Genomic DNA, 17,673 nt, shown 5'->3' with positions numbered 1-17,673 from the left:
ATACACTCCATCCAGGGAGATAAGCGATAATGGACGCCGCCAGGCGCCCGAAGGGCTGAGTCCATGGATAGGCTCAGTCAAAGTAGGTCAGCGATAACTACTTATACGCTCTAGGCACACATTACCTTCCTGTAAATAAACTGCCAGGCTTTAATACAACAGAAAGGCACTTCGATAGGGGTGGCCTTTTTTATTATCTAAGGTTTAACAAGTAACCTTCTTGAATAAAGTGATGAATCAGCAAACTACTTGGTTAAATATCAACAAATTCTGTAGCGGAAACCACTACCTGATCCCGTCCATTATTTTTTGCTTCATAAAGAGCAATATCTGCTGCTTTAATAATGTCAGCTTTTTCGATAAGAGTGTTATGCAGATAAGCCACGCCAAATGATGCTGTGATAGGTGGAAGCGGTTTATTTTGATATAACAGTTCTAATGAGCTAATTTCATGGCATAGCAATTCAGCGCGCTTAATCAGATTGTCCTTGTCGATATCCGGCAGAATAATAATGAATTCTTCGCCACCATAGCGACAAATCACATCACTACTTCGAAAATGAGCTTTGAGAAGGTTGGCATATTCGACAAGTACAAGATCGCCAGCATCATGGCCGTATTCATCATTAAATTTCTTGAAATGATCAATATCAGACAGAATCAGACCGAGTCCATGCTGAGCTCTTGCACATCTATGAATCTCACGTTCAAGACTTTCTTCCATAAAACGACGGTTGAAAAGGTAGGTCAATGGATCACGGACCGATTGGGATTGCAGAGCTTCCTTAAGTTTTAAACTCACCAATGATAATGCAAGATTATCAGCAGTAATTTTTACCAGGCGTTTTCTGGATTCGACATAATAGGTTTTTTCTTCTCCGACTTTATGCTTTGCAGCATTAAATTCGATGTGCAGCATGCCCAACATTTCACCTTGCGCAATAATGGGTTCACAAATATAGGTGCTTATACCATCGCCGACATGTTTACATCGAAGACGGCCATCGTTATCCAGTGTTGTGTGTTCTTTACCTTGGCGAAGCGACCAACAGTCATCTGGCGCAATAACAGGAGCACTTTTAATTTCATCTGTGATTCCCCAGGTTGTCATCGATTCCACCAGGGTTTTCTTATCATTGAATAAATATAGAGCCCCAGTGCAATCGGGGAAAATCTGTTCAGCATAATAGGAAACAATAGGATATGTTTCATCAACTGAACGACAGACCTGAAGATAGGAATTCAGTTGATTGATCAGATTCATCTCATAGTTATATTGTGTTAACTCCTGATGAGATTTTTTAAGTTCGTCTTCGGATAGTTTTTGTTCTGTGATATCAGTTGAAGAGCCAACAAAACCAGAAAAGCGGCCGTGCCCATCAATATAGGGTTCGCCATGATCAATAAAATGTCTGTATTCACCATCTCGCCGACGTAACCGATATTCCATCGTGAACGGCTTATATGTCTCAAATGCGTCTTTGAAAACCGTCAGGCAATAGTCACGATCATCTGGGTGTAAAGCATTGAACCATGCTTTACCTCCAAGCCTCTCTACCTTTTCCCGTCCAATAAAATTTTTATATTGGTTGTTGGTAAAAATTATATTGCCATGAATATCAGTTAGCCAGAGAGTAACCGGTGCATCTTCAGCCAGTGTTTGAAAGTTAATTTCTTCCAGCGTTATGGCTGGTATTTGGAGATTTTCTTCACTCATACCTGTATCCAACTCCATTGTTGAATTGTTTCCTTGTTTCATAATTCATATCCATTGAAGGTAATAATTAAAGCAAACAGACCCTATATATTCATATTTTGGTGAAAGTATTCACTAATTAATAATTAAGTCATACACCATGGCTAGCGAATTAAATTAAGTCAAGTCAGACTGATAATTCTCTACTTCAAAACGAGGGGTACATAAGGCAAGAAAAATAAGATCTTTGGAGCTAATATTGGTAATTCGTTGACGGGTATTCGGCGGAATAATGACCACATCACCGGGTTTTACTGTCTGAGGCACATGATCTCCAATTTCTACAGCGCCACTACCGTCCAGAATGACGTAGCGTTCGGTTGTTTCTCTTAACTGGTGCCACTGAGTGGTTACACCTGGTTCAACCCGGGCTTGAGCAATAGAGAGTTCTGGGTCTTCTGACTGGTTAGACAGCTCATTGATATAACATCCTTCAACAAAATAGTATTCATTGTTGGATTGAAAACGTTGGATATGTTGTTTCATAAGCGTATAGGTGTCCTTGTGAGTAACAAACTGATTTAGTTAATTAGAAACGTCATCACAATAATTGGCATCTTTGATGCAGAATTTTTCGTGTCACCCATTTTGGAGGTGTTCCATGAAAATGTTCATGTTGCTATTTGTCATGTCATTTACCGTGCAGGCCAATGATATCTCATCCTGGAATCGTCTGATTCTGTCTGGTGGTTCACATATCATGATCGGCTTTGTTCCTCCTGATTTAAAGCAGGCCGAAGTGCTGAATATTTTTATTGAAGGGGATGGTGAACCTGGTGTCGCATTACGACTAGCGCAGGAGACCGGAGGTAATAGTGTCTATATTGGGCGTCCCTGCCAATATCTCAAAGCTACCCGATTTAATTCCTGTAATCGTGAACTATGGACATCACACCGCTATTCTCAAGCCGTAGTGGATTCGATGGATAAGGCTATTTCTGCATTGAAACAGCAGTATCAATCAAGTCAAATTCGACTTGTAGGCTATTCTGGCGGTGGGGCTATCGCCTCAATTATTGCATCAAAAAGGAGCGATGTTGCACTATTATTGACCGTGGCAGGTAATCTGGATCATAAATGGTGGACCGAGTTTAATAATTCAGCACCACTGTCTGGCTCTTTAAACCCAATTGATTACAGCGCAGCATTAGAGGCTGTACCTCAAGTACATCTGATAGGTGATCATGATTTTGTGGTACCCGGCTCGGTATTAATGTCTTATCTGTCAAAATTTAAAACGCGTGACAAAGTAAAAAGCTATCTGGTGGGAGGAGCGGATCACACTTGCTGTTGGTCAATGGCTGTAGCTGCAGTACTGCCTGAATAAATTCAAATGGCTGATTAGCCTAAGCTGCTCAGCCATTCATCATCTGAACCTTCATTCATTCCTTCGAACAAATAAGTGGATAAGTAGCGTTCTCCAGTATCAGGAAGCATAGCCAGAATAACCGAACCATCGGCTGCATTCTCAGCGACTTTCATTGCTGCTGCAACGGTGCCGCCACAAGATAATCCGCAGAAGATACCTTCTTCACTGGCTAATCGTAATGCCCAGTTTTTGGATTCCTCATCAGTAACTGGATATAGCTCATCGTAAACATCACGGTTTAAAACATCTGGAATAAAATCTGGAGTCCACCCCTGAATCTTATGTGGATGCCAGTCATCCCCAGCCAGCATGGAAGCTGCAGCAGGTTCTGTTGCAACAATTTTGGTATCTGGTCTGGCAAGTTTAATCATTTCTCCTGCCCCGGTTAATGTACCGCCAGTGCCCCAACCCGAGACCCAATAATCGAGTTGTTTACCTGCGAAGTCACGTAGGATTTCAGGGCCGGTAGTATTTCGATGAAAAGCAGGATTGGCAGGATTTTCAAATTGTCGAGCTAGGAACCAGCCATGTTTCTCAGCGAGTTCCTCTGCTTTTTTAACCATGCCAGTGCCTTTTTCAGCTGCCGGAGTAAGGATTACCTTGGCTCCCATAGCTCGCATGATTTTACGACGTTCAACCGAGAAGGTTTCGACCATGGTGGCAACAAAAGGATATCCTTTCGCTGCACAGACCATTGCTAAAGCAATACCTGTATTACCCGAAGTAGCTTCAATAACTGTTTGACCGGGTTTTAATACTCCACGTTTTTCAGCATCATCGATAACTGCAAATGCCAGTCGATCTTTTACAGAAGCCATCGGATTGAAGGCTTCGACCTTAACGTACATTTCGACGTGATTGGGGGCTATATTGTTTAGACGAACAATAGGGGTATTACCGATTGTGTCGAGTATGCTGTTATAAATCATAAAAACTCAGTCGATTTGATTGGAATAAACCAAGCTTACACTAAATTGCTTATGCAAAAAAATCCTGCAGCAAAATCAGTCGTGAATAGTTTAAAACTGTCGGTTAGCGGTTGTTTTAAAAGGAAAGTTATCTATCGGTCAGGAAACACTGTTACTGACATGAATATTTTGTTTTGTAGATTGCTTTGCTGGTTGCTTGCTATCAGGATTCGACGTCAGCTCAAGTGCTTTAAGAATATTCTGTCTGGTAATTGATCCGACTAAACGATTTTCTTTAATCACGGGCAAACACTTGTAGGCAGTTTTTAAAAACTTTTCAGCGACCTCAATGATTGATGCTTCAAAATCTATGGTCTCAACCTGATTATGCATATACTCTTCAACTTTTCCCGCTGATTCGCCCTGATAAGCAGCATTAAGCGCCACTTGCATACAGTCTTTTTCAGACAGAAAACCAATCAAATTACCATGTTGATCGATAACGGGAGCACCGGAGATTTTAAATTCAATCAGCTGATGAATTGCACGTAATACATCCATCTCAGGTGTAAAAGTGATCTTGGTGCCATTCATATGATCTTTGACTTTGAGTGATGCAAGCATGGGCTACTCCCTGACGCTGTTTAGTTTTGTTGTTGTGCCCGCTTACGGGCTTCACACTCTTCTTTTTCCTGAATCGAGCAGGCCCCGCCACAACTTCCCGACAGCCCAACCTGATTCAATCCACCACAACTGCCTTTTATTGCTGAGCGACCAAATATTACCCCGATGGCCATGGCTGTAACAGCCAGTAGAATAATCACAAATGCGGCAAGAAAAGTATTCATCTTAGCCTCCAAAGTCATCAAGCATGATGTTTTCCGGTTCAACACCCAAATCTTCAAGCATTTTGATCACCGCAGCATTCATCATCGGTGGCCCACACATATAATATTCACAATCTTCCGGTGCAGGATGATCTTTCAGGTAATTTTCGTATATGACGTTGTGAATAAAGCCTGTGTAGCCCGTCCAGTTATCTTCTGGCAAAGCATCGGATAAAGCGACATGCCAGGTAAAGTTGTCATTTTCCGCGGCAAGTTCATCAAAATCTTCGGTATAAAACATTTCACGCAAACTGCGAGCACCATACCAGAAGGTCATTTTACGCTTGGATTTCAGGCGGCGTAACTGATCAAAAATATGCGAACGCATTGGTGCCATGCCGGCACCACCACCAATAAATACCATTTCTCTATCCGTATCTTTGGCAAAAAACTCACCAAATGGACCAGAAATAGTCACTTTGTCACCCGGTTTGAGATCAAAAATGTAGGAAGACATGATGCCCGGTGGAACATCATCGGCATTTGGCGGTGGTGAAGCTATCCGCACATTCAGCATTACAATGCCTTTTTCTTCCGGATAGTTAGCCATAGAGTAGGCTCTAACCACATTTTCTTTCACCACTGACTTATAACGCCATAAATCAAATCGATCCCAATCCGGGCGGTATTCATCGGCAATGATGAAGTTTTTATATTCAACGGTATGCGGCGGACATTCAATCTGGATAAAGCCACCGGCTCGGAAATTAACGCTTTCACCCTCAGGTAATTCAAGAATCAGTTCTTTAATAAATGTGGCGACATTATCATTGGAACGAACGGTACATTCCCATTTCTTAACACCGAAAACTTCTTCCGGTACCTGAATCCGCATATTCTGCTTAACGGCAACCTGACAAGATAAGCGATCACCCTCTGCGGCTTCACGTTTAGTGATATGCGATTCTTCAGTGGGGAGAATTGAGCCACCACCTTCAAAAATCTTTACTTTGCACTGTGCACAGGTGCCACCGCCACCACAGGCAGAAGAAACAAAAAGATTCGCGTCAGCCAAAGCACCTAAAAGCTTACCGCCGGCCTTGGTTTTTATGGTTTTTTCATCATTAACGATAATTTCGATATCACCCGTTGCCACTAGCTTGGAGCGGGCGCTGAGAATTACAAATACCAGCACCATGATGATAAGTGTGAACAGAACAATGCCTAAGATGATTTCCATTAGAGTTGAATCCCCGAAAATGCCATGAACCCTAACGCCATCAATCCAGCTGTAATAAATGTAATGCCAAGACCTTGTAAACCATCGGGGACATCGGAATATTTAAGTTTTTCTCTGATGCCTGCAATTGCTGTAATCGCCAGAGCCCAACCAAAGCCACTACCTACACCATACACCGCACTTTCAGCCAGATTGTAATCACGTTCAACCATAAACAGCGTACCACCTAAAATGGCGCAGTTGACCGTAATTAATGGCAAGAAAATACCCAGAGCGTTATAAAGGGCCGGCACGTATTTATCCATTGCCATTTCAATGATTTGCACCATCGCGGCAATAACACCGATATAGCTTATAAGCCCCAAAAAGCTTAAATCTACATCCGGTAAGCCAGCCCAGGACAAGGCACCTTCTTTAAGCAGATATTGATAAATCAGATTGTTGGTCGGCACTGTGATGGCCTGAACCAGGACAACGGCGATACCCAGCCCCAAAGCAGTTTCGATTTTTTTAGAAACCGCGAGAAAGGTACACATGCCCAAAAAGAAAGCGAGCGCTAGATTTTCAACAAAAATTGAGCGAATAAATAGACTGAGGTAATGCTCCATTTACAAGACCTCCGTACGGTGTACTTGGTGAATCTGATAATCTGGTGCCTCAACTTGCTGTGGTTTCCAGCTTCGGATAGCCCAAATCATCAGACCGATAATAAAAAAAGCACTTGGCGGTAACAGCATCAACCCATTGGGGACATACCAGCCACCTTCATTCGCTACCGGAATAATGGTGTGGCCAAACAGTTTGCCAGCCCCAAATAATTCACGGAAGAACGCTACGACTAATAAGACCATGCTATAACCCAAGCCATTTCCGAGTCCATCCAGAAAGCTCATACCGGGAGAGTTTTTCATAGCATAAGCTTCGGCACGACCCAAAACGATACAGTTGGTGATAATCAGTCCGACGAATACAGATAACTGCTTACTGGCTTCATACGCATAAGCTTTGAGAATCTGGTCAACAATAATTACCAATGAGGCAATGACCGTCATTTGAACAATGATACGGATACTTGAAGGGATGTGATGACGAATTGAACTGATGATGGCTCCGGAGAAAGCTGTAACCGACGTAAGCGCAATACACATGATCAGCGCTGCGGTCATATTGGTGGTTACTGCTAGAGCAGAGCAAATTCCTAAAACCTGTAACGTTATCGGATTATTATCAATAATTGGATCAATAACATTATTTTTTGCTTGGCTTGCCATCAGTTAATCCCCTGTTCGGAACGCATACTTTGCAAATAAGGGCCAAATCCATCTTCACCTAACCAGAATGAAATCATATTGGAAACGCCTTTACTGGTCAGTGTGGCACCAGATAATCCATCGACCTTGTATTCTGCCTGTGGTGAATTGTTATCCACATAACCACGGGCAACCCTGAATTCCACATTGCCGTTTTCGTCATATATTTTTTTGCCTTCCCATTTGGCTAACCAGCGCGGGTTTTCTATTTCACCACCTAAGCCGGGCGTTTCTGCATGTTCGTAAAAACGCAACCCTTGAATAGTATTGAAATCACTACCTAAAGAAAGAAATCCGTACATGGTTGACCATAATCCATAGCCATGAATAGGAATAACCAGTTGTTGGATTTTATCGCCATCCCGAAGAATATAAACTGGGGCATATTTAGCTCGTGAACCAATTCCGGCTACATCCTGCTGATTATCTAGACGTACTCCCAAATCTGGAGAACCAGATGCTTTACGCTGATCATAAGTGGCTGGATCAAGATCTGTTTCAGCGTATTGGCCAGTGGCCAAATCGACTAAACGAACCTCAAATTTTTCAAAAGCTGCTTCCATATCCATACCTGGCTCAAACTGATCGGTAACGGCCAGAATATTTTGTCTGATATCGTTTTTTTGATTCACAATCTGGCGGGACTTCAATGAAACCGCAGCTGTTGAAACCAGAACCGAACAAACTAGACAAAGCACAATGGCAATGAATATAGTCTTTTTAGGATCATCGTTTGGCAGCTGCATCAGCTGGCCTAAAAACCCTTTTTTCTGCGTAATTTCTGCCATGATTAGCTTCGCTGTAGTCTTCGTTTAATGTTGGACTGAACGACAAAATAGTCGATTAGTGGGGCAAATATATTGGCGAACAGAATGGCTAACATAATACCCTCTGGGAAGGCAGGATTGACGACACGTATTAGTACCGTCATAAAACCAATTAAAATACCGTAAATCCAGCGTCCTTTATTGGTCATGGCAGCAGACACCGGATCGGTCGCCATGAAAACCATACCAAATGCAAAGCCACCCAGAGACAAATGCCAGTACCAGGGAAGTCCAAACATTGGATTGGTATCGCTGCCAATCATATTGAAAAGCCAGCTAGTGGCCACCATGCCGAGGAATACCCCGAAAATGATACGGAAAGAGGCAATACGCGTATAAAGCAGGAAAGCTGCACCCAGCAAAATAGCCAGGGTAGAGGTTTCACCTAATGAGCCGGGCATATGACCTATGAATGTCTGTGTCCAGGTGTAGCCTGCTTCGGTGACGGACTCCAAACCACCTAATGCTGCCAAAGCGAGGGGGGTCGCTCCTGTATAGCCATCAATAGCTGTCCATACTGCATCCCCGGACATTTGTGCTGGATAGGCAAAATATAGAAATGCACGACCCGTTAATGCCGGATTCAGGAAGTTTTTACCAGTACCACCAAAAACTTCTTTTCCAATTACCACACCAAAAATAATACCCAGCGCAACCTGCCAGAGGGGGGTAGAGGGCGGAAGCGTAAGGCTGTAGAGCATTGAAGTCACCAGGAAGCCTTCATTTACTTCATGGTTTCTCACTGCAGCAAAAATAACTTCAAATGTACCACCGGCGATTAGGGTGGTCAGATATATCGGTAAAAAGTAGAGCAGGCCATGGAACATGTTAGAGAACAGGCTATTAGGATCGTAACCAATACCAAAGCTGGTCAGGATCCAGCCGCGCCAACCTTCAATTGTCGACATGCCCAGTTGCGCCATGGCACTGTTGGCCTGAAAACCGGTATTGCACAACATCAGCATTAAAACAGGAAAAGTCGCTAGTACGACATAACTCATAACCCGTTTAAGATCGATACCATCACGAACATGTGGCGAGCCCCGGGTAACATCGCCAGGGCTATAGATGAATGTATCGATCATTTCATAAACGGCAAAGTACTTCTCGTAAGCTCCGCCTTTTTGGAATGACGGCTCTATCCGGTCTAGGAATCTTCTTAAACGCGCCATGGTTATCCTTCTTTTTCTATTTGTGTAAGGTTGGCTCTCAGCGCAGGACCATAGTCATATTTTCCAGAACAGACGTATGAACATAAGGCCAAGTCTTCTTCATCCAACTCAAGACACCCCAATGCCTGAGCAGAGTCAGTATCTCTGACCAATAAAGCTCTCAGCAGTTGCGTTGGTAAAATATCCATAGGAACAACGGTTTCAAAAACACCCACCGGAACCATGGCGCGTGGACTACCATTCTGTGAAGTGGTGAGCGGTAAATCTTTCTTGCCAAATATTTTGCTGAAAAAAACGTTCAGGGCAGAGTATTTATTGGTGCCACCTGGCCGGATCCATCCAAGTATCTCACGATGTGTCCCCTCTTCGAGAACAGATATCTGGGTATGAAAACGACCAAGAAATGCAGCCCAGTTATTGGCGGTATGACCATTGAATACTGATCCGGAAATTACACGGGAGCGAATATTCTGGACTTCTCCACGAACCAGTTCTTCAGTGTTGGCTCCAAGGCGGGTACGGATGAGCCGTGGCTTATTTACCATTGGTCCTGCCAGTGAAATAATCCGTTCTACCCAAAGGTGACCTGTGGTGAAAAGTTTGCCAATGGCGATGACATCCTGATAACCGATATGCCAAACTGTTTTTTTACTGCTGACAGGTTCAATAAAATGTATGTGAGTACCCACCAGTCCTGCAGGGTGTGGACCTGAGAATGTTGGAGTTTCAAGATTTTTCAGATCTGGAGTGGGTAGAGCTGCCTTCGGTGATTGACAGAGATAAAGTTTACCGCTGGTCAGATGACTCAATACTGTTAGACCGTTACGAAAATCGTCAGCATATTCGTTAATAATCAGGTTGGGATCAGCAGCAAGCGGATTAGTATCAATCGCATTTATAAAGATTGCCTTGGGCTCACTGTCCAGTTCAGGTGTTTTGCTGTAGGGACGAGTGCGTAGAGCGGTCCATAATCCAGATTCAACCAGATTCTGTTGAACCTGCTCTCGGCTGAGCGTCGGTAATTCATCCAGTGAGTAGTATTTAAAAGTGACTTCCTCGTCACCTTCAAGCTCAATCACCACTGATTGCAAAGCCCGTTTGGCCCCACGATTAATCGCTTTGATTATGCCAGCGCCGGGAGCCGTATAGGTTACGCCGGGGGTTTTTTTATCGGTGAATATGGCTTCACCCAGTTTAACCCGCTGACCCTCTTCAACCAGCATCGTTGGTTTCATGCCGACGTATTCGAGCCCCAACACAGCAACTGAAGCGACCGGATTAGCCTGGCTAATTTTTTGTTCCGGCGCACCAGCAAGGGGCAATGTCAGCCCTTTCTTAATTGAGAAATGCATATCCCACCTAGTCAGAAGCAGTGCATGAGCACTGTTGGCTTTGAAATTATCAATGCAGGAGTATAGCGGCTTTGCGGTACTTAAGGGAAGCTTACCATGTCAATAATGTGGTTGTTTTTCCGCAGAGGATTTGCTGCTTTTAAGCCAGATAAAGCCGATTAAAAAAGCACCTATCGCAGTTACAGCTGCCAGCATAAAAGTCATTTCCGGTCCCGGAGTCAGCCATAGATAGCCACTCAATAAACTTCCTACTGCGCCACCAGCACCAAAACTCATACTGCTGTACAACGCCTGTCCGCGGCCTTGATTACGACCAGTGAAGTGCTGATGTACCCATGCAATAGAAGCAGCATGAAAAGCACCATAACTGGCAGCGTGTAATGATTGTGCGGCGATAAGCATAACAACCTGGTCAGCATAAAGCGCAATCAGCAACCAGCGAAAAGCTGCCAGTAGCAGACTACCGAGTAATACCTTGCGAATGCCAAAGCGGGGTAGCCAGCGATGCATTACCAGAAAAACCATTAATTCAGCGACTACCCCTAAGGCCCATAATTGACCAATCAAAGTACGGCTATAGCCATGCTGTTCCAGATAAATACTGTAAAACGTGTAGTAAGGCCCATGGCTGACCAGCATTAAAAAGCAGATAGCTAAAAAGGCGCGAACAGCAGGTTGTTTGAGCACCTGTCTGATAGGGATGTGATTGAGACTCAGGTGACGACTGGCAGATTCAGGAACCGTGAGGCTGATCAGCCAGATACCGCTGATGGACAATAACAACGCATAGGGAACGATGCCGGCATCATAACGATCCATTAGCCAACCCAGTAAGACCACAACACAGATAAAACCAATAGAACCCCAAACGCGGATCTTACTGTAATGATGACTATGTTCACCAAGGTGCTGCAGTGTAGTGACTTCAAATTGAGGAAGCGAAGCGTTCCAGAAAAAACTGAAGACCATTAATACAACGGCAATCCAGTAATAACTCTGTGAAATAAAAATGCCTGAGAACGCCACGATACTCAGTAAGCTGGCCAGCCGAACGATTCGCAGACGTTGTCCGCGGTGATCAGCAATCCAGCCCCAGACATTCGGAGCAATGATTCGGGTTGCCAATAGAATGGCGGTTAATTCACCGATTTGTCGGGCGCTGAATCCTTCCCATTGCAGATAAAGCCCCCAATAGGGCACAAGAATGCCCAGAGTGGCAAAATAAAATAGATAAAACCCTGACAGCCGCCAGTAGGGTAGTCCGGAAAAAGGCACCAGCGATCAGGTTAGGCTTGTGCCGGGATAATCGGGGTGTCAGTGGTTACATCCATATTCTGGGCCCGATGACGTAACATATGATCCATCAATACCAGTGCCAGCATGGCTTCTGCAATTGGAGTGGCACGAATACCGACACAAGGATCATGACGACCATGAGTGACGACTTCGATGGCTTCTCCACGTGTGTTGATACTTTTCCCGGGAATTCGCAGACTGGAAGTAGGTTTGAGCGCCATGCTTACCAGCAAATCCTGTCCACTGGAAATACCACCTAATGTTCCGCCAGCATTATTGGTCAGGAAACCTTCCGGTGTCAGTTCGTCCCGATGTTCAGTACCTTTCTGGGTAACCGATTCAAAACCGGCACCAATTTCCACGCCTTTTACCGCATTGATACTCATCATCGCATGGGCGATATCAGCATCCAGACGGTCAAAAATAGGCTCACCCAAACCCGGAGGTACATGGCGTGCAATGACATTAATGCGAGCACCAATGGAGTTGCCTTCCTTACGCAAGGCATCCATATAATCTTCCAGCTCGCTTTCAATATTGGGATCAGGATTGAAAAACAGACTATTTTCGATATGCGCCCAATCCAGCGTTTCAGCTTTAATCGGGCCAAGCTGGCTCAAATAACCCTGAATTTCGATACCATAACGTTGTTTAAGAAATTTTTTGGCAATACCACCAGCGGCAACGCGCATTGCGGTCTCACGTGCTGATGATCGGCCACCGCCACGGTAGTCACGGAAACCGTATTTGTGGTGATAGGCATAATCAGCATGGGCCGGGCGGAATTGCTCGGCAATATTGCCGTAATCCTTTGATCGCTGATCCACGTTTTCAATCAACAAACCAATCGGGGTTCCAGTAGTCTTGCCTTCAAAAATACCGGAAAGAATTTTGACCTGATCAGGTTCACGGCGCTGTGTTTCATGGCGACTTTTACCCGGTTTGCGCCGATCCAGATCATTCTGAAGATCGGCTTCGGATAATTCCAGTCCTGGGGGGCAACCATCGACAATACACCCCAGAGCGGTGCCGTGGCTTTCACCAAACGTGGAGACTGTGAAAAGTTTTCCGAAACTGTTGCCTGACATAATCAAAAATCCGAGTTAAACGATAAATAGAGTAGCAAAACCGAGGAAAGCCATAAATCCGACTACATCGGTGACAGTGGTTAACAGAACGCTGCCGGACAATGCGGGATCAATGCCAATACGTTTTAATCCCAGGGGAATCATTACTCCGGCAACGGCAGCAGCCGTCATATTAACAATAATGGCTGCACCAATCATGATTCCCAGTAAAAAATTACCGAACCAGAGGTAGGTTACAAAAGCGATAGCAATTGCCCAAATCACCCCATTGGCCATGCCCACCAGAAATTCTTTGCGTAATAACCAGCGTTGATTTTTATCATTCAACTGGTCCAGAGCCATAGAACGGATGACCAGTGTTAATGTCTGGCTGCCGGCAATACCGCCCATGCTGGCAACTATTGGCATTAATACAGCCAAAGCCACCAGTTTTTCAATGGTGGTATCAAATAGCCCTATAACCCATGCCGCTAAAAATGCAGTCAACAGGTTGATACCAAGCCATACCGAGCGGCGATGAATACTTTTTTTGACCGGGGCAAACGTATCTTCGTCTTCACTTAAGCCGGCCATACTCAGTAAAGAGTGTTCTGCTTCATCCCGAATAACATCCACCACGTCATCGATGGTAATGCGGCCCAGCAGGTGATTATCTTTATCGACGACAGGTGCGGAGATCAGATCATGTTTTTCAAAACGGTGGGCGACATCATGGTCCGACATATTGGCGGGAATAGGATCGACCTGATGCGACATTGCTTCGCGTACAGTAAGTGAACGGCTGCGGCTGACAACCTGTGACAAGCGCAGCGTTCCAAGATATTTATCCTGATGATCAACGACATAAAGACTGTCAGTGTTTTCGGGTAACTCCCCATACTTACGTAAATAACGTAAGACCACTTCCAATGTGATATCCGAGCGGACGGTGACCACATCGGTGTTCATCAAACCACCGGCGGTATCTTCTTCATAAGCCAGAATGGCTTCAATCCGACGTCGACGTTGCGAGTTCATGGCGCGCAACACTTCCTGCATCACATGGCCAGGGAGATCCTGAAGAATATCGACAACATCATCGGTATCCAGATCTTCAGTAGCGCTCAACAGATCAGCAGTATCCATGCCGGTCATCAAGCCGGTACGAACATCTTCCCCAATATAGGAAAGTACCTCACCTCGTAATTCGGGATTGATGATTGGCCAGCATACCAGCCGTTCATTGGGAGGGAGGGATTCCAGTAAATGAGCGGTTTCAGCAGGGTGCAAGCTGGCTAATAAGCGACGCATTCTGACAAAGCGGCCGCTTTTCAGCGCCTCGGAAAAGGCATTCAGCGAGTGATTGAGACTGCGGTGTTGGTCCAGCTCAGACATATCCGGCTCCAGAGGGCGTCGGTACTTTTAGGGGGAGGTTACGCAGGCTATTTTAGCCTGCTTACCTGGTGCTGAATAGCTTTAAATGATTAGCCTTAGCGAAACAAATAGCAGCTAATGATGAATCGGTGCGTTGATTTGTTCCAATAACATATCGGCTTCAAGTGCATCTGACACTTGCATAATACTCAGCGTGTTATCCGGTAATAAACTCAAATCGGTTTCGTTAATGATTTGCTTTATTTCCAGCAACGCATTGGGATGCATACTGAAGTGTTCCAGTCCCATTGCCAGCAATAGCCGGGCATAGCGGGGATCACCAGCCATTTCACCACACATTGATACTGGAATATTAAATTTCCTACCCGCTTCCAGCGTCATATGAATCAGCCGTAAAACAGCAGGATGTAAAGGGTCGTAGAGATAGTTGACCGTGTCATCAATACGGTCGATAGCCAGAGTATATTGAATCAAATCGTTGGTGCCGATAGATAGAAAATCTACATGACGGGCAAACATTTCTGCGCAGACTGCACTGGCCGGGATTTCGATCATTGCGCCAATTTCTACCTGACGATCATATTCCAGACCTTCCCTATCCAGTTCGATCTTGCATTGTTCCAATAAATTACGTGCCTGTAACAATTCATGCATGGTGGATATCATTGGAAACATGATTTTGATTTTGCCATAGGCCGATGCTCTCAGGATGGCTCTTAACTGGGTGCGGAACATAGCGGGCTGAGTCAGGCAAAGTCGAATAGCACGCAACCCCAGTGCCGGATTAGTGACCACTGTCTGAGTCAGGTGCCGACCACCATCAACGGTCTTATCTGCCCCCAGATCGAAAGTCCGAATGGTGACTGGTTGATTATTCATACCTTCGACAACATCACGATAAGCGGCGAGCTGTTCTTCCTCTTCCGGTGGTGCCAACCGATTCATATAGAGAAATTCGGTCCGATACAGCCCGATGCCCTGTGCCCCGGCATTGGTGATAGTGGAAATATCTTCTGGCAATTCCGCATTGGCCAGCAGCGTAATGGTCTTGCCATCACGGGTACGCGTAGGCTGGGATTTATAGCGACTCAGAGATGAAATATGTTCATCAAACGCAATACGCCGTTGTTGATATTCCCTGAGTGTTCCTTCATCGGCACCGGCAATCATGATGCCAGCTTCACCATCGACGATCAGTGGTTCATTATCCTGCACATAGCGACGAACAGATTCCACACCGACAATTGCCGGAATACCCAGGCTGCGTGCCAGGATTGTGGTATGCGAAGTGGCGCCACCATGTTCGGTAACAAATGCGGCAATACCCTGATGTTGCATTAAAACGGTATCTGCGGGCGTCAAATCCTCAGCAATGATGATATGGCCTTTCAGGCGTCCATCAGCAATTTCGTGATCCGCTACTTCCTGATCGGCGAGAATCCGATGGATACGATTGACCACATGATCAACATCATCCCGTCGTGTCCGCAGATACGGATCATCCATTTCGTTGAATACGTTGATTAATGCATCACGTTGCAATTGCAACGCCCATTCAGCATTGCAGCGACGTTGACGGATCATATCGACCGGAACTTTGGTCAGTGATGAATCGTTGAGCATTAAGATATGCGTATCAATAAACGACGTCACATCAGCCGGCGCGTTGGCAGGGATATGGTTACGAATCGATTTAAGCTGTTGCTTGGCCTGTTCAATCGCATCAAGTAAACGTTCCACTTCCTGTTCAATGGAAAACGCCGGGATCAGATATTCACGAACATCCGGCTGGTTGTGAAACAGAATATGGGCACGACCGATCGCGATACCTCTAGAAACACCAATGCCTTGTAGCTCGAGCGTCATTGGCCTTCTCCGAAGTAATTGGCAATCAACTCCCCGATAGCTTTTAACGCAGATTCGGCATCATCACCTTCCGCGGTGACCTGAATTTCAGTGCCTTTGGCAGCGGCTAACATCATCACTCCCATAATACTTTTGCCATTAACCTGACGATTATCCTTTGATACTTGAATATCCGCATGGAACTCAGAAGCAGTGGTGACGAATTTTGCCGCAGCACGGGCATGTAATCCCAGGCGGTTTATGATGGTAAATGTTTGTTCCTGTTTCATGGACGATACCCTGAGTGATGACAACGTACAATGCCTTCCTGGCCACCACTAACCGCTTTGTGTTCAAGTTCATCAAGGCTTAGGGTTGGATAGTTTAAAACACGGATTAGCATGGGGAGATTGAGCCCTGAAACAATTCGGATATCTTCACGATCGGAGACTGCGCAAGCAATATTGCTGGGAGTAGAGCCAAACATATCTGTCAAAATCAAAATTCCATTACCCTGATCCAGTCCAATCAATTCACCATCCAGCTGTTTGCGTATGGCGTCTGGATTATCTTTGACTTCGATAGAGATAACTTTAGTGGGCAACGGGCAGCAGGAAAGCATTTGTCTGGCCGTGTTTATCAACTCGGTGCCGATATGATTGTGCGATACGATTAAAATACCTACGGTCATCTTGGTTCTCTTGGTCACCAGCGAAAGTCAGACTGGAAGGGCAGTTTACCGCCAATGAATGTAATGTATATGAGCGTTTTAGGCAAATATTGCTGCTTAAAATGCCATTTTATCAAGCTGCCAAAGCTGCATTTTTTCATGGTTGCCTTTATGTGACGCCTGCATTGTCAGCCAGCTATCAATTCGGGTTTTAAATGAGGCTGGATTTTCAACAGATAATGTCAATACAACTAAAGCTTTACCAAGAATGTCTTTGTGTTGTGTCGGAGTGTTAACACTGGCTTTAGGGTGATGGACTCGTTTCAGTTCAATGCACAAATCTGCAATGGTGCTGGCATGCCAGCTAGCTTCACCACAGACTTTGCGGATATCCATCAGTCCTAATTCACGGGTATGCAGTAAACCGGAAAGCAGTTTGGGGCAATGTGCTATAAGATCTTCATTTTTCAGGGAAAAATCCACCACATCATCGGCAATTAGTATTGCGCCATGATGAATTAATTCGAGTGCCAGACTACTTTTTCCAGCACCAGCTTCACCAAAAATAAAGATGCCTTTATCCCGATAATGAATCATCACACCATGATGACTATCCATGGCTGCTGGCAAAGACATAAC

19 protein-coding genes are annotated in these 17,673 nt (G+C 45.0%); 1 reads left to right on the top strand and 18 read right to left on the bottom strand.

The features are described from left to right. Positions 1 to 253: 253 nt before the first annotated feature. Together B3S93_RS01495 and B3S93_RS01490 are read right to left on the bottom strand one after the other, a co-directional pair. Complete coding sequence (locus tag B3S93_RS01495; protein WP_292401423.1) at positions 254 to 1,759, bottom strand: sensor domain-containing diguanylate cyclase; 1,506 nt, start codon at positions 1,757 to 1,759, stop codon at positions 254 to 256. Between the two features lie 114 nt (positions 1,760 to 1,873). Further along, entirely contained in the window at positions 1,874 to 2,242 is a 369-nt protein-coding gene (locus tag B3S93_RS01490) for a cupin domain-containing protein (protein ID WP_292401420.1), read from the bottom strand. Between the two features lie 115 nt (positions 2,243 to 2,357). Here B3S93_RS01490 and B3S93_RS01485 point away from each other — a divergent pair, with 115 nt between their 5' ends. Beyond that, positions 2,358 to 3,083, top strand: a complete 726-nt coding sequence (locus B3S93_RS01485; protein WP_292401417.1) for a lipase family protein — start codon at positions 2,358 to 2,360, stop codon at positions 3,081 to 3,083. 14 nt (positions 3,084 to 3,097) lie between these two features. On the opposite strand, the gene cysK is transcribed toward B3S93_RS01485, so the two are convergent. The 16 genes from cysK to B3S93_RS01405 all read right to left on the bottom strand — a co-directional run bounded on the left by cysK (position 3,098) and on the right by B3S93_RS01405 (position 17,670). Beyond that, positions 3,098 to 4,054, bottom strand: coding sequence for a cysteine synthase A (gene cysK / locus B3S93_RS01480; RefSeq protein WP_292356704.1), 957 nt, complete (start codon positions 4,052 to 4,054; stop codon positions 3,098 to 3,100). 138 nt (positions 4,055 to 4,192) lie between these two features. Beyond that, positions 4,193 to 4,657 (bottom strand): CBS domain-containing protein, encoded by a 465-nt coding sequence (locus B3S93_RS01475; protein ID WP_292356702.1) that lies wholly within the window; start codon positions 4,655 to 4,657, stop codon positions 4,193 to 4,195. Between the two features lie 20 nt (positions 4,658 to 4,677). Continuing rightward, positions 4,678 to 4,881: a (Na+)-NQR maturation NqrM gene (gene nqrM, locus B3S93_RS01470; RefSeq protein ID WP_292356700.1), complete on the bottom strand. Its 204-nt coding sequence runs from the start codon at positions 4,879 to 4,881 to the stop codon at positions 4,678 to 4,680. A gap of 1 nt (position 4,882) precedes the next feature. Next, positions 4,883 to 6,100, bottom strand: a complete 1,218-nt coding sequence (gene nqrF, locus B3S93_RS01465) for an NADH:ubiquinone reductase (Na(+)-transporting) subunit F (protein ID WP_292356698.1) — start codon at positions 6,098 to 6,100, stop codon at positions 4,883 to 4,885. After that, positions 6,100 to 6,708: an NADH:ubiquinone reductase (Na(+)-transporting) subunit E gene (nqrE, locus tag B3S93_RS01460; protein WP_292356696.1), complete on the bottom strand. Its 609-nt coding sequence runs from the start codon at positions 6,706 to 6,708 to the stop codon at positions 6,100 to 6,102. The genes nqrF and nqrE overlap by 1 nt, the downstream gene beginning before the upstream one ends. Beyond that, positions 6,709 to 7,371 carry an NADH:ubiquinone reductase (Na(+)-transporting) subunit D gene (locus tag B3S93_RS01455; RefSeq protein ID WP_292356694.1) on the bottom strand — a complete coding sequence of 221 codons (663 nt, stop codon included), beginning with the start codon at positions 7,369 to 7,371 and terminating at the stop codon, positions 6,709 to 6,711. It abuts the gene before it with no gap. Next, positions 7,371 to 8,198 carry a Na(+)-translocating NADH-quinone reductase subunit C gene (locus B3S93_RS01450; protein WP_292356691.1) on the bottom strand — a complete coding sequence of 276 codons (828 nt, stop codon included), beginning with the start codon at positions 8,196 to 8,198 and terminating at the stop codon, positions 7,371 to 7,373. The genes B3S93_RS01455 and B3S93_RS01450 overlap by 1 nt, the downstream gene beginning before the upstream one ends. 2 nt (positions 8,199 to 8,200) lie before the next feature. After that, positions 8,201 to 9,409: an NADH:ubiquinone reductase (Na(+)-transporting) subunit B gene (locus B3S93_RS01445; protein ID WP_292401412.1), complete on the bottom strand. Its 1,209-nt coding sequence runs from the start codon at positions 9,407 to 9,409 to the stop codon at positions 8,201 to 8,203. 2 nt (positions 9,410 to 9,411) lie between these two features. Further along, entirely contained in the window at positions 9,412 to 10,761 is a 1,350-nt protein-coding gene (locus B3S93_RS01440; RefSeq protein ID WP_292401410.1) for a Na(+)-translocating NADH-quinone reductase subunit A, read from the bottom strand. A gap of 99 nt (positions 10,762 to 10,860) precedes the next feature. Then, positions 10,861 to 12,036 carry an MFS transporter gene (locus tag B3S93_RS01435; RefSeq protein ID WP_292401407.1) on the bottom strand — a complete coding sequence of 392 codons (1,176 nt, stop codon included), beginning with the start codon at positions 12,034 to 12,036 and terminating at the stop codon, positions 10,861 to 10,863. 11 nt (positions 12,037 to 12,047) lie between these two features. After that, positions 12,048 to 13,145: a chorismate synthase gene (gene aroC, locus B3S93_RS01430; RefSeq protein ID WP_292401403.1), complete on the bottom strand. Its 1,098-nt coding sequence runs from the start codon at positions 13,143 to 13,145 to the stop codon at positions 12,048 to 12,050. 15 nt (positions 13,146 to 13,160) lie between these two features. Next, positions 13,161 to 14,519: a magnesium transporter gene (gene mgtE / locus B3S93_RS01425; RefSeq protein ID WP_292356682.1), complete on the bottom strand. Its 1,359-nt coding sequence runs from the start codon at positions 14,517 to 14,519 to the stop codon at positions 13,161 to 13,163. Between the two features lie 114 nt (positions 14,520 to 14,633). Then, entirely contained in the window at positions 14,634 to 16,385 is a 1,752-nt protein-coding gene (ptsP, locus tag B3S93_RS01420) for a phosphoenolpyruvate--protein phosphotransferase (RefSeq protein ID WP_292356680.1), read from the bottom strand. Then, positions 16,382 to 16,654, bottom strand: coding sequence for an HPr family phosphocarrier protein (locus B3S93_RS01415; RefSeq protein ID WP_292401400.1), 273 nt, complete (start codon positions 16,652 to 16,654; stop codon positions 16,382 to 16,384). Before B3S93_RS01415 ends, ptsP begins: the two co-directional genes overlap by 4 nt. Further along, positions 16,651 to 17,055, bottom strand: a complete 405-nt coding sequence (locus B3S93_RS01410) for a PTS sugar transporter subunit IIA (protein ID WP_292356677.1) — start codon at positions 17,053 to 17,055, stop codon at positions 16,651 to 16,653. Before B3S93_RS01410 ends, B3S93_RS01415 begins: the two co-directional genes overlap by 4 nt. A gap of 96 nt (positions 17,056 to 17,151) precedes the next feature. Then, entirely contained in the window at positions 17,152 to 17,670 is a 519-nt protein-coding gene (locus B3S93_RS01405; protein ID WP_292401397.1) for an HPr kinase/phosphorylase, read from the bottom strand. Between the last annotated feature and the right edge of the window lie 3 nt (positions 17,671 to 17,673).

It is taken from the genome of Methylophaga sp. UBA3613, assembly GCF_002375415.1.
In the GTDB taxonomy this organism is placed as follows: domain Bacteria; phylum Pseudomonadota; class Gammaproteobacteria; order Nitrosococcales; family Methylophagaceae; genus Methylophaga.
Note: the sequence above shows the minus strand (reverse complement) of the source record. Positions and strands in the feature narration are given on the sequence as shown.